Below are 23,293 nucleotides of genomic sequence, written 5' to 3'. Positions count from 1 at the left end.
CGATTATGGCAACTCATTACATTAAAGCAGCTGTCGTGATGGCAGCTGCTTTAATGGCGATTGGCATAACACTGCCAATCAAGCCAACCATTGTGATTCATGCACAGCCCATTCATTGCCAACTGCCTGACACCTTTAGTCTAAAATGGCGACACTCGGTCGAAAAACAGTATTGGCAAGAAGTATATCAACTACATTATCCTGATCTTATTTTAACCAAAACCTATCTACAGACCTTTGGTGCAGGTACGCCCAATCTTGGTGAACCGACACGCGCACCTGATGGCTATCTAGGGCAGCTCGTCAATCTACCCATGGATGAACTTAATTGGCTTGTATCGCATAACATGCAAGGCGAGATTGTCATGGGCGATGCTGTAGAAGCACACTCCGCCATCGTGCCAATTCATCAGATGGTAGAGGATCGCAGCGTGGTGAACATTCGCCCTAAGAAGCTAACCGCTTGGCAATATATCACCCTACCACAGTGCAAGGCCATGTCGAATGGTACGAATGGTTAATTGGATACTGAATTGATCGGCAAGCATTTATCACGCCAAGTTTATGGCATTGTAAGTCAGTCACTGGATTTTATTTATGAGTAACAACACGCCATCGCCTGAGGCGAATGCACAAGAAATTCTAGAAAAATACGATCGTGAATCGGTCACGCGTAATGGTCTTAGCAAGACCACCAATTACATCATCGCCGCCATCGCCATCGCTTATTCTATTTTTCACCTTTATATCACTTTTAACCCCCTGCCTGAGCTGATTCAGCGCTCTGTTCACGTCGCTGTGGGCGTGGGTCTGATTTTTCTTATCTATCCTGCCACCAAAAAATCAGTGCGTAATAAAGTCACGCTTATCGATTGGGTGTGGCTCATCGCATCATTTTCAACGGCAGGTTATTTGATTTGGCAATATCAAGACATCGTCACCGTGCGCGGTGGCATACCGAATCAGCTTGACATTATATTCTCAGCCATCACGGTGCTTGTCGTATTAGAGAGCGCAAGACGCATCACCGGCTGGATTCTGCCGGCATTTGCACTGATATTCTTGGCATATCCATTTGTCAGTCACATGGACTTTATGCCCAATCGACTGCTGACCAGACCGTATGATCTGGGTGATATTTTTGGGCAATTATACCTAAAAACCGAAGGTCTGTACTCGACCGCCATCGGCGCCTCCGTGACTTTTATTTTTCTGTTTATCTTGTTCGGCGCTTTCTTAGCACGTTCTGGCATGGGGCAGCTGTTTAATGACTTGGCACTTGCTTTGGCAGGTCATAAGCAAGGCGGTCCTGCAAAAGTCGCGGTCATCTCAAGTGGCTTCATGGGCTCAATCAATGGCGCTGCGGTTGCTAACGTTGTCGGTACAGGTGCATTCACCATTCCGCTGATGAAGCGCGTGGGCTATAGCAAGGACTTTGCTGGCGCGGTTGAGGCCAGTGCTTCCGTCGGCGGGCAGATCCTACCGCCAATCATGGGCGCAGCTGCCTTCATCATGGCAGAGACCACAGGTGTCAAATACAGCACCATCGCCTTGGCGGCGGTACTACCTGCACTGCTTTATTATCTAGGTGTCATCGCTCAGGTGCATTTTCGAGCAGGTAAAAACAACCTGCGCGGCGTCCCAAAAGCTGACTTACCACGCGCCAAAGAAGTGCTAAAAGCTCGCGGTCACATGCTGCTGCCTATCGCCTTTTTGGTGTATTTACTGGCGAACAATGTGCCTGTTGGCTATGCTGCTGCCTACACGATCGGCGCAACGGTTGTCATCAGCTGGCTTCGCCCTGAGACGCGCATGGGGTTGTCCGACATCGTGGCGGCACTCGTAGATGGCGCAAAACAATCGCTGTCTGTCATGGCGGCCTGTGCGGTGGTCGGCATCGTTATTGGTGTGGTTAACCTAACTAGCTTTGGCACGGTGATGACATCATCGATCGTAACTCTGGGCGCAGGTTCGCTATTTTTGACATTGCTATTGACCATGCTTGCCTCAATGGTGCTTGGCATGGGTCTACCGTCAATTCCTGCCTATATCATCACTGCAACGATGGCGGCGCCAGCTTTGGCAAGCTTTGATGTGCCTGTGTTGGTGGCTCACATGTTTGTGTTCTACTTTGGCATCTTTGCTAACATCACTCCGCCTGTCGCTCTGGCAGCCTTTGCAGGTGCGGGCATCTCGGGTGGCGACCCGATGAAGACAGGTTGGCAGTCATTGAAACTTGCGCTAGCAGGCTTCATCGTGCCATTCATGTTCGTGTATAACCCCAACATGATGATGATCGATGTGGCAGACGCAGCAGTTACTGCCAAAGAATTTGCAATGCCTGCATGGCACGTCATTGCCACTGTGGCCGCGACCTCGATCGTTGGTGTATTGGCGTTATCAGCCGCTGTTGAAGGCTATTTTAAGACCAATATGCCATCATGGCAGCGCATCGTACTGGCTGCAGGTGCATTCTGCCTAATCATTCCTGAGACCATGACTGACCTTATTGGTGTCGTCGTGGTTGTGCTGATGATTGGCCTGAATATCAAAATGTCAAAACGCGCAATCGCTTAACCAGCATAAAAACAAAAAAGCCAAACTAAGAAGTTTGGCCTTTTGTTTAGTATCATCACAACATCCCACTAAACTGATGCTGATCGCCTGCGTGCCACAGCTGCGCAACCGTAGCGACCTGCCCACGCGAGTGCGTCTTACGACCTAGTAATAGCACCGCATCATGTGACTGGATCTGTAGAGCAGCCGCTACCTGATCATCAGCATTGACAGCACTGATGGTATAGCTGCCATATTCCAGCGGCAAATTAGCAATCAGAAATTCACTCGTGTTCACCTGACTAAAATCCTGCTCAATAAACTCAGGCAAAAGCTCAGCATTCACCCAGCGCTCCTCATACTGCACAGGCGTATCATCCGCTAAGTGTAGAACCTTTACCTCGAAGATTGCCGGCTGATCGCCATCCAAGCCATCGGAGATAAGTGCAAATTCATTTAATAATGCCGATCTTAGGTGGGATTCTATGTCAGCATGGCAGATGATGGATTTAGAAAGGACTTTGGCGGTATAACGTTTGCCCTGCTGCTCAATGTCATGAGCGATGTTACGGATATTGACATAGGCTCGGTTGAATTTTTGCTGCGCGACGAACGTCCCTGAACCTTGGCGACGCTCAAGCACTCGCTCATCAGTCAGCTCCTTTAAGGCGCGATTCACCGTCATGCGCGCCACACCAAACTCCTTCGTCAGCACCATCTCTGTTGGGATGGCTGAGCCGACAACCCACTCCCCTGCGTGGATTCTGGTCAGAATGTCCTGTTTGATGCGAAGATAAGCGGGTGTTTTGGCGGTCATGATTATCTACTGCTTAAAATATACATCATACTAAAAGCCTTTGGGTTATTCAATGAATTTAGCGCAAGTTTGAGAACTTAGGTCATATTTTGGTCACATTGTCTTTTTATAATCTTGCCACCTTCTTTTTATTATGGGTTTTTTATGAATCGATTTAAATTTGCTCGCAGTTTACTTCCTTTAATGCTACTTGGCAGCGCGTTCGCTCATGCCGACACCACAGTCAAAGTCCCAGCCATCTTGGCGGGTCATGCCATACAACCTGCGCAAACTTTCGTACAAGCACCAAAAGATGCACCCAATTCGCTCAGATACAGCGGCAAACACACCACCGCTACACGTACCGAAGCGCTTGGCTCAATCATGGGTAAATCCGCCGGTCGTCCGACAGGTGTCGCCCTTCCTTTTGATGATCAGCCCATCCAAGGTCATTCAGGCATTCAGCGTATGCCAGATGGGACTTTTTGGATTTTAACGGATAATGGTGCTGGCTCAAAAGCCAATTCGCCTGATTTTATGCTGCATTTGTCACAATACGACATTGATTTTAATGATGGTCAATTCCACAAAAAACAAACCATCTTCTTGCATGACCTCGACAAAAAAGTCCCGTTTCACATCACTAACGAGACCACTCAGAGTCGCTATTTGACGGGTGCTGACTTTGACCCAGAGAGTTTTCAGATTATCGGCGATACCTTATGGATTGGTGATGAATTCGGCCCTTATCTGATTAAAGCGGATCTAACAGGCAAAGTGCTTGGAGTGTTTGAAAGTAAGCTTGGCGACACACCATTAATCTCGCCAGACCATCACAGTGTTCGTACGCCTAACACTCCAAAGGACACCGTTAGCTTTAATGTCAAGCGCTCCAAAGGCTATGAAGGCATGGCAAACGATGGCAGATATCTATACCCAATGCTCGAAGGCGTGCTATGGGACTCAGCAAGTCAAGAATACCAGAGTAAAGACGGAAAGCCATATCTGAACATTCTACAATTCGACACACAGGCGCAGTCGTGGACGGATAAGGTGTGGTATTACCCACTAGAAGATGCCGCTCATGCCATTGGTGATTTTAACATGATTGACGATGAGCGCGCCTTAGTCATCGAGCGTGACGATGGTGAAGGCGTCATTGAGTACGCTTGCAAGGATGGCGCGGACAAGACGACTTGCTTTGACAAATTACCCAAATTCAAGCGAGTGTATCTGATCAAATTCAACGATACTAATGCAGGTAATTTCGTCCAAAAATTAGGCTATATTGATTTATTAGACATCAAAGATCCCAACAGCATCGCCAAGACACCACACAGCCAAGGTCGCTTCCAATTTCCATTCTTCACCATCGAGAATGTGGACATCGTCGATGGCGAGCATATCGTCGTTGGCAATGACAACAACCTACCCTTCTCAAGCAGCTGATCGCCCAACGTCGCTGATGACAACGAGCTCATACTGCTGCACGTACCAGAGCTTCTAAAACTAGGAAAATAACAACAAAAACCACTCAAAAATGAGTGGTTTTTTAATTTGTATTTCTCTTACGATTAAAATTCAATTGAGCTATTTTCACCCAAACTATCAGCAATTTTTTCACCGCCAACTGCCGCTGCGGTCATCTTGAACATATTTACAATGGCGTTTCCACTTAGCCAATATTGAGCGCCATTAGGAATAACTTTAATCAATTGAACATTCTTATCCTCTTTGCCGTTTTCAAAAAATGCATTGTAAACCGCAGACCAAAGTTCTTCTAACTTAACAGGATCATTAATCAACTGGGCTTTACCATTAATTGACAGATAATCCTTGGCATTATTTGATGTATAGGCAAGGTTGACCTGTGGGTTATTTTTTATGTCCTTAACGGTTTCGGTTCTAGCATCACCAATAAACCAAATTTCCTTTGTTTCTAAATTAAAATCGCTGGTCGTCATTGGGCAAGCGTGCAAATGACCCTCTGAAGTTACTGTGGTTAGCATGGCAAATTTCACATCTTTTACCATGTCATTGATTGTTTTTAATTGCTCGTTGCGATTTTGATTGGTCATACTTAATCCCTTTTTGAGTTAAAGTTGTGATTGGTACAGCGCATCATTCACGCTAAATCCACTTTATCAAAAGCAGCAGTCAATTAGTGTAATTTTATGTGAAGTTTGGTATTGGTTTGTAACTCTCCAAAATAGACTTTGAAGGCTAAACGCCAATTCAGTCATTATAAAAATCATTCGCCTTAAACAACAAAGCAAGCAGCGCTGCATAACAAAAAATACTGATCAGCGCCAAATACATCAAATTCACCGCACTGCGCTCAGGGCTAACAAAGCCAGACAGTGGGTTAAAGTTCGCTGCCTGTCCCCAGAACACATAATTGACCAGCAGCTGTAAAACAAAACCAACAAGACAAATGCGCCCGAGCAAACGCTCAACCTGATAGGGATGCTTTCTTACGATGTACATTCCCGCCGTCAATACAATCGCATAAACCACCAAAGAAATCAGATAAATCATCGCACACCCCTTTAAATGTTACATATCTAGCAATAATTATAAGGTATTTTAATGTAGCGGTTAAGTATTTTTGCTGGGTTTTTTCAGTCATTTTATGATGGAGTGTTGGGAAAACATCAAAGATACACTACACTATCCAAAAACATCCCACCTCCATTCTCATGCCAAAAATTTACTTCACCATTTTAATTCTAAGCTTAATATTTAGCATTTGCGCCGCCCATTCGCTGACATTAATACAGACACACCCAAGCGATCCGACCGCCTTCACGCAAGGGTTTGAATACATGGGCGATGATCGGGCAGTCTTGGCGACAGGGCTGTATGGGCGGTCCAGCATTGGCATTCTGAATGTCAAAACAGGCGAATACACCATCAAGGACACTCTGCCGCGGGCATTTTTTGGCGAAGGCATCACGCAGACCCCTTATGGGATTTGGCAATTAACTTGGCGAGAGAACGTCGCTTTTTTACGAGATGCTGATGATTTTGCCATCGTAGATACCGCCTATTACGGGGGCGAGGGCTGGGGGCTCGCCTATCGCGCTGATCAAGACATTATCTATATGTCAAATGGCTCATCAATGATCACAGTACGAGACGCCAAAACCTTTAAAATAAAATCACGCATCAACGTCCGCCATCAAGGCGCGAACATCGAGCAATTAAACGAGCTTGAATTTGCCAACGGCTTTATCTATGCCAATATCTGGCAAAGCAATCTGATCGCCAAGATCGACCCTAATACTGGTAAAGTCGTTAAATTTTATGATGTTAGCAACCTATTGGCGAATGCCGACATCAGCGACCACGACCGTCAAAACATGGACGTGCTCAACGGAATCGCCCACATTGAGGGTAATCGCTTCTATGTCACAGGGAAATTTTACCCGATAATATTTGAAGTGACACTTGATTAGCCAATAAAAAGCAGACCGTGAAGTCTGCTTTTTTGGTTAGGTTGATTAATTTAACCGTAGCTTATCAAACGTCAATACCCCATTTTCTACCCCCACCGAAATGGTATCGCCTGCGACAAACTCACCTGCTAGGAGTTTTTGGGCAAGGGGATTTTCAATCTCTTGGACAATGGCACGTTTGAGCGGTCTTGCCCCAAACACAGGGTCGTACCCCACCGACACCAGCTCATTCATCGCTTCGTCTGATAAGACAAGAACAAGCTCACGCTCTTTTAGTCTGGCTCTTAGGCGGTCAAGCTGAATGGACGCAATGCCTGCCATTTGCGACTGCCCAAGCGGATGAAAGACCACGATCTCATCAATACGGTTGATAAACTCGGGGCGAAAATGAGCGTTCACCGACTCCATGACCGCCGATTTTATCTCTTCGTACTCGCCCCCTGCCATGTCAAAGATTTTATGACTGCCAAGGTTTGATGTCATGATAATCACGGTGTTTTTAAAGTCCACCACACGCCCCTGAGAGTCGGTCAAACGCCCGTCATCTAAGACTTGTAGTAGGATATTAAACACATCAGGGTGAGCTTTTTCTACTTCGTCAAATAGCACCACGCTATACGGCTTACGGCGAACCGCTTCGGTCAAAACACCCCCTTCTTCATAGCCAACATAGCCGGGGGGAGCTCCCACCAGACGACTCACGCTGTGCTTTTCCATAAACTCGCTCATGTCAATTCGTACCATGGCCGTCTCGTCATCAAACAAGAAATTGGCAAGCGATTTGGTAAGCTCGGTTTTACCCACGCCTGTCGGACCTAAAAATAGGAACGAGCCACTTGGGCGGTTGGGGTCGGACAGCCCTGCACGGCTACGGCGGACGGCATTGGCAACCGATTTGACCGCTTCGTCTTGACCGACCACACGCTCATGCAAAATCGTCTCCATGCCAAGCATCTTATCACGCTCGCCTTGGAGCATCTTGGCAACAGGAATGCCTGTGGCGTGCGACACCACTTCGGCAATCTCATTGTCCGTTACCTTATTTCTTAGGAGCTTTGGCGTGCCTGTGTCATCATGCTGTTCATCGGCAAGCTGTTTTTGCAAATTAGGAATAATCTCATATTGCAAACGCCCTGCCTGCTCCCAGTTGCTCTCACGTTGGGCTTTTTCTAGGGCAATGCGTGCCTTATCAAGCTCAATTTGGGCGTGCTTGGTGCCTTCTACTAGGGCTTTCTCGCTTTTCCAAATCTCTTCTAAGTCATTGTATTCTTTGGTTAATTCGTCAATTTGGGTTTGCAACTGCTTAACCTGTGCAAGGCTACCTGTATCGTCTTCTTTTTTGACAGTTTCTAACTGCATTTTTAATTGAATGATACGTCTTTCAAGCTTGTCAAGACTTTCAGGCTTGCTGTCAAGCTCCATTTTTATGCGAGACGCTGCTTCATCAATCAAATCAATCGCCTTATCAGGGAGCTTACGGTCAGTGATGTAGCGGTGCGACATTTTGGCGGCGGCGATGATGGCACTATCAAGGATTTTGACCCCGTGATGTAGCTCATACCGTTCTTTTAGCCCACGCAAAATAGCAATGGTATCCTCTACGCTTGGCTCGTCCACCAGCACCTTTTGAAAACGTCTCTCCAAGGCAGGGTCTTTTTCAATGTATTGGCGGTATTCATCAAGGGTTGTCGCCCCCACACAGCGTAACTCGCCACGGGCTAGGGCAGGTTTTAGCATATTGCCTGCGTCCATTGCCCCACTGGTCTTGCCTGCCCCCACCATGGTGTGTAGCTCGTCAATAAATAGGATAATGTTGCCGTCTTGTTTGGCAAGGTCATTTAGCACGCCTTTTAGACGCTCTTCAAACTCGCCATGATATTTCGCCCCTGCGATGAGCGAACCCATGTCAAGCGATAGCACTTCTTTATTTTTTAGGCTTTCAGGTACTTCGCCATTGACGATACGGCTTGCCAAGCCTTCGACAATGGCGGTTTTACCCACCCCTGGTTCGCCTATCAAAACGGGGTTGTTTTTGGTGCGTCTTGACAAAACTTGCACGGTACGGCGAATCTCATCGTCCCGCCCGATGACAGGGTCAAGTTTGCCGTCACGGGCTCTATCGGTGAGATTGACGGTGTATTTTTCTAGGGCGTGTCTGGTGTCTTCGGCATTTTGAGTGTTCACGGTATCTCCCCCACGGATATGATTAATGATAGCTTGTAATTTTTGGGTATCTACGCCTGCATCTGTCAAGACTTTTTTGGTGTCGCCTGTCTGACTTAGGGCGAACAGCACCCATTCGCTTGGCACAAAGCTGTCGCCTGCCTTGGTGGCGAATTTATCGGCAAGGTTTAGCACCTGTGCCAAATCAGGAGCAAGATTCGCTTGACCTGTGGGCGTGGATAAGGTCGCCAAATCGTCTAATTTTTTGGCGGTGTCATGATTTAGCCTGTTGATGTCCGCCCCTGCTTGGCTTAGCATGGTGACATTGCTCTCATCTTGGAGCATGACGGACAATACGTGCATGGCAAAAATCGCTGTATTATCACGCCCCACCGCTAGGGATTGGGCGGATTGCAGAGTTTTTTGCGCTTTTTGGGTGAGTTTATCAAAATTCATGTTTTACCTTTTGTCGTTTATTTTTTGCATTTGGGAAAAGTTTTTCCCGCTTGTCAAATATATGCTTGACAAATGCAAAATTTTCAATAACAAAAAATTATCTAAACCATAAAATTTCTATAAACTATTGATTTTTATATAAATTTATAAATTTTTAAAAATCCCTTGTAATTTTTACACCCATTCCCATATAGGTTTTGTTACTTTAACTCAACTCAAAACATGAATTGCTTCTGCCAAAGTTAAGAAGCAATGAATTAGGAGAACTACATGACTCGTCTAGCCCTACATACCGTTGATACCGCCCCCGAAAAAGCCAAAGAGCGTGTTGAAGCGGTACAAAAAGCCAACGGCTTTATTCCAAATCTTATCGGCGTACTTGCCAACTCACCGCAAGCCCTTGAAATGTATCAAGAAGTGAGTAAACTAAACAGCAAAAACTCGCTGACTGACGAAGAGATTGAAGTCATCCAAATCACCGCTGCTGTTCATAACGGCTGTGATTTTTGTGTGGCAGGACACACCAAGATCGCCGAAGTTCGCCTACAAATGTCGCCTGAGGTCGTAGAAGCTCTGCGTACTCGCACCAATATTGACGAAAACGCCAAATACCAAGCCCTAGCCCAGTTCACCATGCAACTTATCGACAAACGTGGTCAAGTCTCTGACGAAGAGCTAGAAGCCTTTAAATCAGCCGGCTACAATGACCAAAATGTCCTAGATGTCATCATGGGCGTGGCACTGTCTACCCTGTGCAACTACGCTAACACCGTTGCTAAGACCGACATCAACCCAGAGCTGGCCGCTTTTGGCCCAAACCGTTAATTCATTGATTTATCAATACATTTAACTAAAAAATAAACCTGCTCATTGGCAGGTTTATTTTTTGTGTACTTTTAGTCGAATACGACAGTCTTATTACCATCGACGATGATGTGATCTTCTAGATGCCATCTGATAGCGCGCGCCAATACATCACGCTCGATATCACGCCCGATCTCACGAAGCTCAGGCACACTATAAGCATGGCTCACACGCTGCACGCCCTGCTCAATGATGGGGCCTTTATCCAGTTCGCTCGTCACATAGCGCGCGGTAGCACCGATGAGCTTCACCCCTTTATCAAATGCTTGCTTATCTGGATTGGCGCCCACAAAGGCAGGTAAGAACGAATGATGAATATTAATCACTCTACCCGCCCAAGTATCGACGAATTTTGAGCTTAGGATCTGCATATAACGCGCCAAGACCAAAAGATCATTACCCTGCATCACCTCAGTGATCTTATCATAGGCTGATTCTTTGTCGTCTTTATTGATAGGAAGGCGCAGCGACAGTGCGCACGAAAGTCTAAGACAATGTGGCTTTTTTATTTGCCAAATCTTCTAAATGAAACTCTACAAGCATGAAATATTTACCGCCACAAGCTTCGGTCGTGTGCTAATCCAATGAAACGATATTCGCCCCATGATGATACAAAAATCCCGATACCGCCTGCACGATGCCAGAACGATCCTGACAAGTCACCAACAGACGCACGAGATTGTCATCACATTCAAAACAATTCGTCATAATTACTCTATTTTTTGGCTATGTTAATCATAAAAATAAAATTAGGTTTGGCAAATACCAAACCTAATCCTTGGAAAAATCTCATCACATTTCACGCTCAGTGCGGATGAAAAAGCTCAAAATGATAAACCAGCGCCAAGCCGATCGCCCACACTAATGCCTGAAAGATTAGCACGAAGCGTTTTTGACCTTGGTTAGCATTCACCATTTTATTACCTGTCTTGATGCTGATAAAATCAGCCAGCACCGACAGCACCCCGCACAGCGCGAACGCATGATAGGCATAGCCATTATTCTGGGTGATGCTAATTGCAATCGCCATCACGCCAATAAAGAACAAAGTCAAAGACAGCACATTGGCAAAACGCTTATTCATAAAAATCCTTTTATCGCTCGCTTATCCTAACAATAGCGCATCATCCGCCACTTTCTCACCACGCGTGCGCTCAAACATATCCAATAGATCCTGAACCGTCATGCCGCGACGCTCTTCACCTGAGACGTCAAGCACGACCTGACCTTGGTGCAGCATGACTGTGCGCGTACCATGAGTCAGCGCCTGTTGCATGGAGTGAGTTACCATCATCGTGGTTAGTTTGTTGTCATTGACGATCTTATCAGTCAAATCAAGCACGAAAGCCGCTGTCTTTGGGTCAAGTGCAGCGGTGTGCTCATCCAAAAGAAGAATCTTCGAAGGCTGTAGGCTTGCCATTAGCAGGCTCACCGCTTGACGCTGACCACCTGATAACAAGCCCATGCGGTCGGTCAGACGATTCTCAAGACCGAGCTTTAGCACGGATAATTTTTCGCGGAAAATATCACGGTTCTGACCATTTAGCGCGCCTTTTAGGGTGCGAGGATTACCACGTTTGAAGGCAAGCGCCATATTCTCTTCGATGGTTAGTGCTTCACACGTACCCGCCATTGGATCCTGGAACACTCTTGCAACCAGATGGCTGCGCTTATGTGTTGGTCGATTGGTCACATCAACACCATCGATCACCACAGAACCACTATCAGGGCGAATCGCCCCGCTCACAGCATTTAAGAAGGTGGATTTACCTGCACCGTTGGTGCCGATGACGGTCACAAACTCGCCCTCAGCGATGTTTAAACTAATACCGCGCAAAGCTGGGTTCTCAATCGGTGTGCCTTTATTGAACGTTAAACGTAAGTCACTTGCTTGCATCATAAGAATTTTCTCCGTTAACATTCATTTATTGGATTGATTTTTTGCCAAATTTTGCAAACAGTCTGGCACGAAACTTAGGCAACATGAGCACAATCACCACAAGCAATGCCGTGACAAGGTTCAAATCTTGTGGCCCAAAGCCAATGCTACGCAGTGTCTGGCTAGATAATGCAATCTGAATGAACAGCTTATAAAGCACTGCACCAATTATCACTGCTAAGGTAATCCAAAAAGTACGCTTCGCGGTCAGTACAGTCTCACCAATGATGACCGCAGCCAGACCAATGACGATCGTACCAATACCAATCGACACATCGGCACCGCCTTGAGTCTGTACGAATAACGCACCCGACAGCGCAATCAGGCCATTACTGATCGCGATACCAAGCACGATCATCCATGAGGTGTTAATGCCTTGCGCTTGTGCCATCTTGGTGTTAGAACCTGTGGCGCGCATGGCAAGACCTGTCTGGGTGCTAAAGAACCAATCCAAGAACAGCTTAGCAATCACCACCACACCCAGCGCCACAAGCACTCGCACCCACACGCCATTACTGCCTTGGATGAACGGCGCAAATACGGTCGGCTCACCCAAGAGCGATAGGTTTGGCGCGCCCATGATGCGCAAATTCACCGAATACAATGCCGTCATCACAAGGATGCCCGACAACAGATGCAAAATGCCTAATTTGACGTTTAATAATGCCGTGACTGTTCCCGCTGCCGCACCGGCAAACATCCCTAGGATACAAGCCATCCAAGGATTGATGCCCGAGACGATGGCAAGCGCTGCCACCGCGCCGCCCAAAGGAAAGCTGCCGTCAGCGGTCAAATCTGGAAAATCCAAAATTCGAAAAGAAATCAGCACGCCAAGCGCCATCAGCGCATAAATCAAGCCACTTTCTAACGCCCCAAAAAAGGCAATCATCGACATAAAAACGCCCCTAAACTAAATAAAAACACACACCACGAGCGTCTTCGGGCGTGTGTTCTTTAAAAAACGTGCAATATTTTACCATTTTACGACATATTTTTGTATGTTAAATTTATTAGATGCACGAATGACTTGTCTATCATGTCACGCATCGTCATACAAAAATATTATTCAACAACTTTCTGCGCGCGATCAATGATAGATTGTGGCACGGTGACGCCTTGTTCAGCTGCGTATTTTTTGCTAACGAACAGATCTAGCTTTTGGGCTGCATATACAGGGATGTCGCCTGCTTTTTCACCTTTTAGGATGCGCGCTGTGATTTTACCTGTCTCACGCCCTAGGTCTAGATAGTTTACGCCCAGCGCCACAGCAGCACCACGCTCAACCGTGCTTGGCTCAGATGACAAAAGTGGAATCTTAGCTTCTTTGGCAACTTGAGCCAATGCTTCATAAGCGGTGATGACGTTATTGTCAGTTGAGGTGTAGATCACATCAACTTTACCCACCAGACTTTGGGTTGCCATGGCGACGTCGCTTGATTTTTGGGCAGGTGCTTCAACGATGTTAATGCCTTGATTGCTTGTGATGGCTTTTAGGTTTTTAAGAGTTACGGTTGAGTTGACTTCACCTGGGCTATATACAAAGCCGATGTTCTTAACGTTAGGCAGTAGTTCTTTGATCAGATCAACTTGTGGCTCAAGTGGCAATACGTCTGACGCGCCAGTTACGTTCGTGCCAGAACCGTCTAGTTTTGGCACAAGCTTGGCTTCAACTGGCTCTGTCACCGCTGAGAAAATCACAGGAATGTCGCTCGTGCCTGATACAACTGCTTGCGCTGATGGTGTAGCGATGGCAATGATGGCATCGGGATTATCCGCAACGAACTGCTTAGCGATCTGACCTGCTGTTGCCATGTTACCTTGGGCTGATTGGAAGTTGATGGTTAGGTTCTCACCTTCTTTATAACCTGCCGCACCAAGCTCTTCGATGGCACCTTGACGCACCGCATCTAAGGCAGGATGTTCAACAATGGCAGTAATGGCGACAGTTTTTGCATCTGCTTTGGCATCAGGTGCAGCTGCCTTGTCATCATTACCGCAGCCAAACAATGCCGCACTTAATAAAGTTACGCCCAATAATTTAGAAAATCCATTAATACGATTTGGGTTGAACATCTTCATCTCCATAGCTTTGCCCACTTGGGCTGTTAACCAAAAAGTGATTCATGATAAACAAAATATCACGAAATTTCAATCATCGATCAGCAAAATCACTCGTAAAGCAGCTAAGGCGACGAACATTTGTTAAAAAAACCTACAATCCGCCGCCAGCTCATGGATGTCTTAGTGTGAACGTGGTGTCGCATCCACGTCGATCGCGTCTTTCTTAACTTCATCGGTAAGAGTCACGCCTTGATCGACAGCATGTTTTGGGCTGATGTACAGTGTTAGTGTGTTCATGACTTCAGGCGTGATGTCTGCTGGGTTTTTTCCATCTAGGATGCCTGCGACCAGCTTAGCGGTCGTCACCCCAAAATCAAAGTCATTCACGCCCAAGGCAGCCGTTGCGCCGCGACGTACTGAGAATTCATCGGACGCAATGATCGGCAAATCAAGCTCATTAGCCACCTGCACCATCGCTTCCATCGCTGACGCGACGTTATTGTCCAAAGACGTATAGATAAGATCAGCACGTCCATCTAATGCGCGTGTCGCACTTGCCACGTCAGCAGAGCGGTTGGCAGGAATGTCCACCAAGCTCATGCCATACTTAGGCAGAATCTTGATCAATTGATCTTTTAGAGCGACCGAATTCGCCTCACCTGGGCTATAGACATAGCCGATACGCTTGGCATCAGGCTTAACTTTAGTGAACAGCTCAATCTGTGGCTCGAGTGGTAGCTGGCTTGATAGGCCTGTGATATTCGCCTGTGTGGCGACGTTGTTGTTATCGATCAGCTTAGCCGCGACAGGGTCTGACACAGCAGTATATATCAAAGGAATGGTTTGAGTGGCAGCGGCCAGACTCTGCGCGGTTGGCGTAGAGATAGCGACGATCGCATCAGGATTCTCGGAGGCGAACTGCTTGGCGATTTGGCTTGCGGTTGCCATGTTGCCTTGAGCTGATTGGAAATTGACGGTTAGATTCTGACCATCTTCATAGCCCAAATCCGCCAAGCCTGAGACGATGCCACGACGAATATCATCCAACGAAGGATGCTCAACGATGGCAGAGATGGCGATGGTTTTGGGTTGTTTGGTGTTGTCTTGGGTGGTTTTGTCCGCCTCGGCTGGTTGGGCGGTTGTTTTTTCTTGATTGCAGCCAGCCAAAGCGAGAGCTGATAATGCAATGGCTGATAATTGCAGTTTAAAAGTTTGCATCTTTTTCTCCAAAAGGAATCTGCCTAGGCAAATTCGACACTATGAAATTATTCCGTTGTGCTAATACGTTTTGACAAACTGCCATTTTATCATATTATTAAGACAATTTTAAAAACACCCATAAAAAATCCCGAATATTATTCGGGATTTTTGGCATTGCTAAATCAATAAGTGTCGTTGCTCTCAACGATTGTCAGTTCGACATTCTCATCAGCAACCGACTGCTGAGCCGGTGCAGGTGCAGGAGCTGGCTCAGCTTGCTTCTGTGGTCGTGCAACTTGACTCGGTGCAGCTGGTTCAGCCTTAGGACGTGCCTGCTCTTGGGTTCTTTGTGGGCGCGGCGTCTCTTTCTTTGGTGCTTCTGCTTGAGCGCGTGGTAGTGGCTCAGGACGAGATTGGGTGCGTGGCTCTGCTTGGGCTGGACGCTGCTGTGGCTGTTCTTGATAAACCGTTTGGGTAGGTCTTGCTGTTGGCGTCGTCTCTTCACGCTCTTGGATGCGTGGCGCAGCGATCGGTTGGACAGGCTCTAGGCGTACAGCTGGGGCATTTTGTGCATTGGCGTGTGATTCATCTGCCATGCCATGAACAGCCGCCACCAAAGTCTTAGCCACCAGACTTAGCACCGCGTTATCGGTACCTATGACTGCTTTATTATCCTCGATGGTATATGCAAAGTCCTTGGCAATCAAGCGGTTACCACCGACCAATGCAGCACCTGCTTCTGCCGCCTGCTCATCAAGCTCAGTCAGACCATTATTCTTGAATGCGCTGTTGGCATAAGCGATGTCTTGAGCTGGCAGTGTAAAATGCACGTCAGCACGGCACGTCGCACCCGATGCAGTGACATTCTGCAGATTGATGTCAACGCCAGTGAGCTTTTGGCGAACCTGCTGCTCAAGTCCTAGGCGTGTCGCATCATCATAACCTTGCACTTCAAGTAGTGCGCTGTCAAGCAGACCAACCTGCAATGAATCCACCAAGCGATTGCGCAGGCTTGGCTCATCACATACCGCTTGAATCTCTTGGATGACAGGCTCTGCCACCACGATGTCCGCCTCTTGGGCGTTGTTTGATTCTTCATTTTTGGTACAAGCGGTCAAAGCAAGCGCCACCACAGAGGCACCCACCGCATATTTTACTGCGCTTAGTGTTTTCATAGAATACCTGAATCTTTAAATTTAAGCATGGAGTTGGGCAAGTCTGCAAGCATCTTGGCATTTTTATGATAAAATAACGCATCAATCGCCCAACAAAATTGTCGGCATTATATCACAGCTATTGTCACTTTTTAAGCAAACAACAAAGCAAAAGTATGTCTGCTTAACAGTTATCCAATTATTTTTTATTCATTTCTACAAAATACTACCAAATCATGACAATTCAATCAACCAATTTGCACCACTCTGATCGCAATTTTGACCCCATCGCCGATCATTTCGCCAAAAAAGTCTATGGCGGTTTAAAAGGACAGATCCGCCTTGCCGTCCTTGAGCGTGACATCAACCAAATGGTAAGTGCGCTGGCTGGCGCGTTAAATCGTCCGCTTAGAATACTGGATGTGGGCGCAGGACTTGCCCAAATCAGTCTAAATCTCGCCAAACATCATCACTGCACGATCAATGACATCTCTGCCAACATGATCGATAAGGCCAAACAAAGCTCTGCCGACCAAGGCCTAAATGACATTCGCTTTATCGTCTGTCCTTATCAAGAGCTGCCATCTGCCATTCAGGGTGAGAAATTTGACCTCATCTTATGCCATGCAGTATTGGAGTGGCTCGGGGAGCCTGAGCAGATCATGGATTTTTTTGATGAATTTTTGGTGGATGGTGGCGCGCTGTCTTTGTGTTTTTATAATCCTGCCAGTTTGATTTATCGTAATTTGGTGATGGGTAATTTTTATCAGCTGGACAAACCAAAACCCGCTGACAACAAGTCTCTCACCCCGAATAATCCTGTCAGTAGCGATGACGTTGAATCATGGCTATCCGCTCGCCATTATCATGTGCAAGCACGCTCTGGCATTCGCGTGTTTTCCGATTATGCACCCTTAAAGCGCGGCGGTCTGAACAACCCTGACGACGTCATCGCGATGGAGCTGAAATACTCAACGCAGCTGCCATTTCGCCTAATGGGGCGATATCTGCACATCATCGCCACCAAATTTACTAAGACAGATACCGACCAAGCACGGCATTGACCGCGCTTTCGGTGCGAAGTATGCGCTGTCCTAGCCCTAACGCTGTCACACCAACCGACGCCAACAGCTCAATCTCATAAGGGATGAATCCGCCCTCAGCGCCGATGACGATCAAGTCTGGTAACCCATGCACCTGACTGTATGCATAAAAGGTCTCATCCGCATAAGGATGACACACCACCGCACGATCTCGTATCAGGCTGGGTAATTCATCCTGCACAAAGGGCTTAAAACGCTTCGCTAGAGTAATCTTCGGTGCGATGGTGTCCACACCCTGCTGCAACCCTTCTTGGACAAATTCATCTAGGCGCGCCAATAATGGCGACCCCCAATAGCTCTTATCGGTTCGATAGCTGTTCACCAGCACGATATGGTTCACACCTATGGCGGTCATGTCCATGATTAGGCGTCTTAGCACCTTAGGACGCGGCAAAGCAAGCACGAGCGTCACACCTAGCTTTGTAGGAGGCGGTGCATCAAGGCGCACCTCCCTTAACACAACTTTATCATCAATAAAGTCAATCACACCCGTACCAAGCTGTCCGCCCAACTCGCCAATCTTTAAGGTGTCGCCAACATCTGCATTTAGCACGTGCTTGATGTGTTCGACTTGGACGGCATCTTGCATCATAGCTGTCTGACCATCGATGTCATGAGCACTTAGTAATAATACATTCACCTTACACCCGCCAATATGTCAAGCAGAACCTGAGCTTGCTTATCAGCGGCGTGCTGCTTATCCATCACAAGATCCCTGCCGGTTTGACCGGCCTTGACCGCTAAGTCCTTGTCAAATAACCATTTGCTTAAGGCTTTGGCAATATCATCCACAGAATCATCCGTCTGTACTAGTGCGCCAACACCTGATAATTCTTGCACCAATATCTCACAGTTCTTGGTATACCGACCCATAACCACAGGCCTGCCAAGGCTCGCAGGTTCGATTGGGTTGTGTCCGCCTTTATCCACCAAAGACCCCGCCACGAGCGCAACATCAGCCACCTGATACCACCCTAGCAGCTCGCCCATACTATCCGCTAGATATACTTGGGTGTCATAATGGATGGTGTCATTCTTTGAGCGTCTTTTTGTGTTAAATCCCATCTCATCGCACAGGCGCGCAACTTCATCAAATCTCTCAGGATGTCTAGGCACCAAGATCAACAAAGCTGATGCATTCATCGCCATCAGCTCCTGATACACCTGTAGCACCAAACGTTCCTCGCCTTCATGGGTGCTGGCGGCGATCCATATGGGTCTGCGCCCGTCCTTATGATCACTTAGCTGCCAAGTGTTCGCCTCGGCTGCCAGCTCGTCATGCTTATCATCAAGCTGACCAAAGCTAGACCATTTTAAAGAGTCAATCACAACAACCTTATCATCCGATGCGCCAAGCTGTCGGAATCTCTTAGCAGATTCTTCATCTTGGGCGATGATGGCGCTAAGGTTTGCCATCATGCTACGGCTTAATTTGCTGAATCTGGCATAGCCTTCATAGGATTTTTGGGTCAGTCGTGCATTCACCATGACACTAGGAATGTCTTGCTGGCTTAGCTCATGTAGCATCGTCGCCCACAGCTCAGTCTCAATAAATATCGCCATCACAGGACAGACATGATTGATGAATCTCTGCACAACAGCTAAGTTATCCACAGGCACGAAGCTATGATTGACTACCACGCCCAGCTTATCTGCGAACAACTGCGATACACGATTAAATCCCGTCTGCGTGGTACTCGTAATCCATAGTTTAAACCCTTGATTTATTAGGTTTTTTAATAGTGGGTAAGCGGTGTTTAGCTCGCCAAGACTCACCGCATGACACCAGATGACACCTCTTGAAAAGTCTTGATTGATGGCATCCGAACCAGACTTATCCACAGCCTTATCAACAATAGTTTGCGATGAACTATTTGGCACAGGTTGATAATGTTCGCCAAAACGCTCATTCAACTCTCTATCCAAAGTCGGCAAATGGCGTGATTTTTTTTTGACCATCTGGCGGTAAATCGGCATGGCAAGACGTATGGCGATGGGGTAATAAATGGGCGGCTTCATTATGTTATTCATTCTACTGTAAACCATGTCATTGTAAAAGAAACTTCACCAATAAGCAAAAAATATACGGCAAGAATGACCTGCCGTATATTTTAAATGAGTCTCGCTGGCTTATCATGCATTAATGATGCTGCTCAGCGACTCTAGAACGTTCTTAGATTTTACGAATTTTTGCAGATTTGTGAGTGCTTCTTTTACCATAGCCTTATCAGGTTCGCCAAGCGTGTACCAACGCGACAGTGATGACACCATACGCGCTGCCAATGTTGGGTTCAATGCATCCAGTGATGCTATCGCGGTCAAGAATAGCTCAATGCCTTCTTTTGTCCATAGTTGGGTTGGTTTGGCTGCTAAGCCCAGCAGTGTGCTACGGACTCGGTTTGGTGTATTCCAATCATAATCCTCTCTGGTCATGAGCTGCTTAATGAATCGTACATCACGACTGTCAGCGCGCGCCTGCACACTAAACCATGAATCAATCACCAAATCTTCATCGCTAAATTGATCATAAAAATCAGCCACATAATCATCACTGCGCGCCAAATCAAATTCGACCATCGCGGACAGCGCGCCTAAGCGCTCACTCATGCAGCTGGCATTGTCATACTGCGCATACGCCCAGTCTTCTGCCTCTGCCACACTTGCCGCTAGGGCGATGTTTAGCAGGACATTTCTTAGTTGACGACGTCCTCTCGCTTCAGGCTCATCTTGATAAGTCTCAATAGGTAGTGCCTGATACCAATCACCAACGAAGTCTTTTAGGCTTGCCGCGATTGATTGTTTAAGAGCGTCGCGTTTTTGCTTGACGAGTGTCGGCTGATAATTCGACTCGTAAGCTGCCGCAAGCTCTTGCTCACTTGGTATGTCAAACAGACGCGCCGCCAGCATGGCATCCGTTTTCATAAGCTCAGGGATGACCTTGGGCAGAGTTTGGGTTAGTAGTGATACATTATCAGATTTGCCAAGCAATAGGCGATTGACCAATGTCTGCAGCGCCTGCCAACGGTTAAACCCTTCGGTCTCAAAAGCCACCAACTTCACCAGATCTTCATCACTATATTCAAAGTCAAGCTTCACAGGCGCAGAGAAATTGCGCAGCACTGAGACAATCGGACGCGCACCCGATGATAAGTTAATGTCTTCAAAGACAAAACTGTCGCGCTCTTTGGTCAATAACAGCATTTTTTGCGCCAATAATTTACCAGTATTGCCATCAAAAATCGCTGTATCCACAGGGATTGGTAATGCCACAGGTGCATCATAGCCAGCCACATGGCGAGTTTTTTGGGATAGATTGACAATCACACGACTGTCATTCACCACAAAGCCACCCGACACCTCGGGCGTGCCAGGCTGACGATACCAAGCCAAAAAGTCGAGCACTCTTTCATCGCCGATTGATAGCGCTGATAAGAAATCCTCAATCGTCACTGCTTGCCCATCATGGCGACGAAAGTACTCATCCGTGCCTTGGCGATATTCATCCTTGCCCAGCAGATTCGCGATCATGCGTACAATCTCTGCGCCTTTTTCGTAGATGGTCAAGGTGTAGAAGTTATTAATCTCCACAAAGCTCTCGGGGCGCACAGGGTGCGATAATGGACCTGCATCTTCAACGAACTGATGCGCGCGCAATACAGCAACATCTTCGATGCGCTGCACAGCCTTTGAGCGAAAATCGCCCGAGAAACTCTGATCTCGAAATACAGTCAAGCCCTCTTTGAGACAAAGCTGAAACCAATCACGACACGTCACGCGATTACCCGTCCAGTTATGAAAATATTCATGCGCAATGACAGACTTCACCTGAAAAATTCGCTCATCCGTGGTCGTCTCGGGACTGGCAAGCACGCATGATGTATTAAAGATATTTAAGCCCTTATTCTCCATCGCACCCATGTTAAACTGACCTGTCGCCACAATCATATAGCGATCTAGATCATACGCACAGCCGTAATTATCCTCATCCCACTTCATCGAATCCTTAAGTGCCTGCATGGCAATGTGGCACTTATCCAAATCATGCTTGGTGGCATAGATTTCTAGTAGTACTTCACGACCTTCACTGGTCGTATAATGATCCTGCATGACCTCAAGATTAGCGATCACACAGGCGAACAGATAGCTTGGCTTTAGCGTAGGATCGTGCCAGATGCTATAATGACGATCACCCAGCTCACCACTTTCAATTAAGTTTCCGTTGGCAAGTAAAGTTTTGTATTTTTTGTCAGCCTCCACGCGAGTGGTAAATTCAGCCAGTACATCAGGGCGGTCAGGATAGAAGGTAATTTTGCGAAAACCCTCAGGCTCACACTGTGTGACGAACATCACCTCATCGCCCGTACCCGCTTGATACAAGCCTTCTAGTTCGGTATTGGTCTGCGGCCAGATTTTTACCGAAGTCTCAATCATCGCCTCATCAGGCAACTCATGGATAATCAGCTGCTCATCGTCCAAACTGTATTGGTCATCAGACAATGGCGCACCATCTACTGATATCTCTAATAGCTCAAGTCCGCGACCCAATAGTACAAGCTTACCATCATGTTCACGCTTTACGGATAAGCGAGCATCCACGGTGGCATGATCATCATACAGCTTAATGTCAAGGTTAATGGCCGTCACCTGATAAGCAGGTGGCGTATAATCTTTAAGATAAACTTTGGTCAAAGCGTTGTCAGTCATCATAAACTCCATCATCAAAATCCCACCATACTACCAAAAATCCAACACCAAAAAAAGCCCTCATTGTTATTATTTTATTAATCACTACGATCAATTTTATCTTTAAGATCAGCACCTAACAGCAATACAAATCCATGCCAATCACCAACCACCACAAAAAAGTCACTTGTAAAATTTTCTTAACTTTGTCATCATAAGCATACCACTTTAAACATTCATTCACATTGGAGTTACCATGTCATCACGGATTAAGGCAGCCCTACTGGGCGCAGCCATCATTGCACTAACTGCAGGCTGTGCCAGCAAGCCAAAAAGCCAAGAAGTTCTCGTTGCCCCTATCAGCATCTCAGGCTATACTGGTCCTGCCTATCATGGCGGCAAACTTGTTGATAACAGCGATGAAATCAAAGCTGTCGCTGCCAACTTACAAGGCGTGGTGTATTTTGACTTTGACTCAGATGCCATCCGCGCTTCTGCCGCACAAACATTAAACTCCCAAGCTGACTTTTTGAAAGCCAATAGCGGTGCTCGCGTGCTGATCGCAGGTCATACTGACGAGCGCGGTTCACGTGAATATAACATCTCACTGGGCGAGCGTCGCGCTGCTGCGGTGCGTGCTTACCTAGCTGCTCAAGGTGTCAATCCTTCACACATTAAGATCGTCAGCTTTGGTGAAGAGCGCCCTGTAGCTGTGGGCACTGGTGAAGCTAATTGGTCACAGAACCGCCGCGCTGAATTGTCTTACTAAGTTAAAATAACAATAAATAAGTCCAAGAGATATCTTGGGCTTATTTATTTAACTTTACGGAAGTGTACTTTTTACTTCTAAAATATCAAAA

General features: G+C 46.9%; 20 protein-coding genes and 1 pseudogene. 7 read left to right on the top strand and 14 right to left on the bottom strand.

Annotated features, from left to right (window positions below; all coding sequences use genetic code 11):
• The first annotated feature begins 5 nt into the window (after positions 1-5).
• Positions 6-521 carry a DUF1850 domain-containing protein gene (locus tag AAX10_RS02550; protein ID WP_080947000.1) on the top strand — a complete coding sequence of 172 codons (516 nt, stop codon included), beginning with the start codon at positions 6-8 and terminating at the stop codon, positions 519-521.
• A 76-nt stretch (positions 522-597) separates the two neighbouring features.
• The gene (locus tag AAX10_RS02545; RefSeq protein WP_046699745.1) at positions 598-2,577 is read left to right on the top strand and encodes a TRAP transporter permease; all 1,980 of its coding nucleotides are present in this window, start codon (positions 598-600) and stop codon (positions 2,575-2,577) included.
• Between the two features lie 55 nt (positions 2,578-2,632).
• Here AAX10_RS02545 and AAX10_RS02540 read toward each other — a convergent pair whose 3' ends face one another.
• Positions 2,633-3,373, bottom strand: a complete 741-nt coding sequence (locus AAX10_RS02540; RefSeq protein ID WP_046699744.1) for a UTRA domain-containing protein — start codon at positions 3,371-3,373, stop codon at positions 2,633-2,635.
• 144 nt (positions 3,374-3,517) lie between these two features.
• Between AAX10_RS02540 and AAX10_RS02535 the strand changes: the two genes are divergently transcribed.
• Positions 3,518-4,801, top strand: a complete 1,284-nt coding sequence (locus tag AAX10_RS02535; protein WP_080946999.1) for an esterase-like activity of phytase family protein — start codon at positions 3,518-3,520, stop codon at positions 4,799-4,801.
• Between the two features lie 125 nt (positions 4,802-4,926).
• Here the strand turns inward: AAX10_RS02535 and AAX10_RS02530 are convergent, their stop codons facing one another.
• A complete protein-coding gene (locus AAX10_RS02530; protein ID WP_046699743.1) occupies positions 4,927-5,430 on the bottom strand; it encodes a pyridoxamine 5'-phosphate oxidase family protein in 504 nt (167 codons plus the stop codon).
• Between the two features lie 157 nt (positions 5,431-5,587).
• Positions 5,588-5,890, bottom strand: a complete 303-nt coding sequence (locus AAX10_RS02525; RefSeq protein ID WP_046699742.1) for a hypothetical protein — start codon at positions 5,888-5,890, stop codon at positions 5,588-5,590.
• A gap of 161 nt (positions 5,891-6,051) precedes the next feature.
• On the opposite strand from AAX10_RS02525, the gene AAX10_RS02520 reads away from it, so the two are divergent.
• The gene (locus AAX10_RS02520) at positions 6,052-6,810 is read left to right on the top strand and encodes a glutaminyl-peptide cyclotransferase (RefSeq protein WP_046699741.1); all 759 of its coding nucleotides are present in this window, start codon (positions 6,052-6,054) and stop codon (positions 6,808-6,810) included.
• Between the two features lie 45 nt (positions 6,811-6,855).
• On the opposite strand, the gene clpB is transcribed toward AAX10_RS02520, so the two are convergent.
• Positions 6,856-9,429, bottom strand: coding sequence for an ATP-dependent chaperone ClpB (gene clpB / locus AAX10_RS02515; RefSeq protein WP_046699740.1), 2,574 nt, complete (start codon positions 9,427-9,429; stop codon positions 6,856-6,858).
• A gap of 270 nt (positions 9,430-9,699) precedes the next feature.
• Here clpB and AAX10_RS02510 point away from each other — a divergent pair, with 270 nt between their 5' ends.
• The gene (locus AAX10_RS02510; protein ID WP_046699739.1) at positions 9,700-10,254 is read left to right on the top strand and encodes a carboxymuconolactone decarboxylase family protein; all 555 of its coding nucleotides are present in this window, start codon (positions 9,700-9,702) and stop codon (positions 10,252-10,254) included.
• Between the two features lie 71 nt (positions 10,255-10,325).
• On the opposite strand, the pseudogene AAX10_RS02505 reads toward AAX10_RS02510, so the two are convergent.
• The 7 genes and pseudogenes from AAX10_RS02505 to AAX10_RS02475 form a co-directional block, all read right to left on the bottom strand.
• Positions 10,326-11,001 (bottom strand): annotated as a pseudogene (locus tag AAX10_RS02505) (formyltetrahydrofolate deformylase).
• A gap of 97 nt (positions 11,002-11,098) precedes the next feature.
• A complete protein-coding gene (locus AAX10_RS02500) occupies positions 11,099-11,377 on the bottom strand; it encodes a hypothetical protein (RefSeq protein ID WP_036364537.1) in 279 nt (92 codons plus the stop codon).
• Between the two features lie 21 nt (positions 11,378-11,398).
• Complete coding sequence (locus tag AAX10_RS02495; RefSeq protein ID WP_046699738.1) at positions 11,399-12,193, bottom strand: ABC transporter ATP-binding protein; 795 nt, start codon at positions 12,191-12,193, stop codon at positions 11,399-11,401.
• 25 nt (positions 12,194-12,218) lie between these two features.
• Positions 12,219-13,127: an ABC transporter permease gene (locus tag AAX10_RS02490; protein WP_046697912.1), complete on the bottom strand. Its 909-nt coding sequence runs from the start codon at positions 13,125-13,127 to the stop codon at positions 12,219-12,221.
• A 167-nt stretch (positions 13,128-13,294) separates the two neighbouring features.
• Positions 13,295-14,305 carry an ABC transporter substrate-binding protein gene (locus AAX10_RS02485; protein ID WP_046699737.1) on the bottom strand — a complete coding sequence of 337 codons (1,011 nt, stop codon included), beginning with the start codon at positions 14,303-14,305 and terminating at the stop codon, positions 13,295-13,297.
• Positions 14,306-14,473: 168 nt separating this feature from the next.
• The gene (locus AAX10_RS02480; RefSeq protein WP_046699736.1) at positions 14,474-15,511 is read right to left on the bottom strand and encodes an ABC transporter substrate-binding protein; all 1,038 of its coding nucleotides are present in this window, start codon (positions 15,509-15,511) and stop codon (positions 14,474-14,476) included.
• Positions 15,512-15,675: 164 nt separating this feature from the next.
• The gene (locus tag AAX10_RS02475; RefSeq protein ID WP_080946998.1) at positions 15,676-16,668 is read right to left on the bottom strand and encodes a hypothetical protein; all 993 of its coding nucleotides are present in this window, start codon (positions 16,666-16,668) and stop codon (positions 15,676-15,678) included.
• A gap of 215 nt (positions 16,669-16,883) precedes the next feature.
• Here AAX10_RS02475 and AAX10_RS02470 point away from each other — a divergent pair, with 215 nt between their 5' ends.
• Positions 16,884-17,711 (top strand): methyltransferase domain-containing protein, encoded by an 828-nt coding sequence (locus tag AAX10_RS02470; RefSeq protein ID WP_046699735.1) that lies wholly within the window; start codon positions 16,884-16,886, stop codon positions 17,709-17,711.
• On the opposite strand, the gene AAX10_RS02465 is transcribed toward AAX10_RS02470, so the two are convergent.
• The 3 genes from AAX10_RS02465 to pepN all read right to left on the bottom strand — a co-directional run bounded on the left by AAX10_RS02465 (position 17,680) and on the right by pepN (position 22,454).
• Positions 17,680-18,390, bottom strand: coding sequence for a 16S rRNA (uracil(1498)-N(3))-methyltransferase (locus AAX10_RS02465; RefSeq protein WP_046699734.1), 711 nt, complete (start codon positions 18,388-18,390; stop codon positions 17,680-17,682). The two genes, AAX10_RS02470 and AAX10_RS02465, sit on opposite strands and share 32 nt — an antisense overlap.
• A complete protein-coding gene (locus AAX10_RS02460) occupies positions 18,387-19,781 on the bottom strand; it encodes a 3-deoxy-D-manno-octulosonic acid transferase (protein ID WP_080946997.1) in 1,395 nt (464 codons plus the stop codon). Before AAX10_RS02460 ends, AAX10_RS02465 begins: the two co-directional genes overlap by 4 nt.
• A gap of 102 nt (positions 19,782-19,883) precedes the next feature.
• A complete protein-coding gene (pepN, locus tag AAX10_RS02455; RefSeq protein ID WP_226997802.1) occupies positions 19,884-22,454 on the bottom strand; it encodes an aminopeptidase N in 2,571 nt (856 codons plus the stop codon).
• Between the two features lie 235 nt (positions 22,455-22,689).
• Here pepN and pal point away from each other — a divergent pair, with 235 nt between their 5' ends.
• Positions 22,690-23,202, top strand: a complete 513-nt coding sequence (gene pal, locus AAX10_RS02450) for a peptidoglycan-associated lipoprotein Pal (protein WP_046699731.1) — start codon at positions 22,690-22,692, stop codon at positions 23,200-23,202.
• Positions 23,203-23,293: the final 91 nt, after the last annotated feature.

The sequence above is a fragment of the Moraxella bovoculi genome (assembly GCF_000988745.2).
In the GTDB taxonomy this organism is placed as follows: Bacteria; Pseudomonadota; Gammaproteobacteria; order Pseudomonadales; family Moraxellaceae; genus Moraxella; species Moraxella bovoculi.
This window is presented reverse-complemented; position numbering and strand designations above follow the sequence as displayed.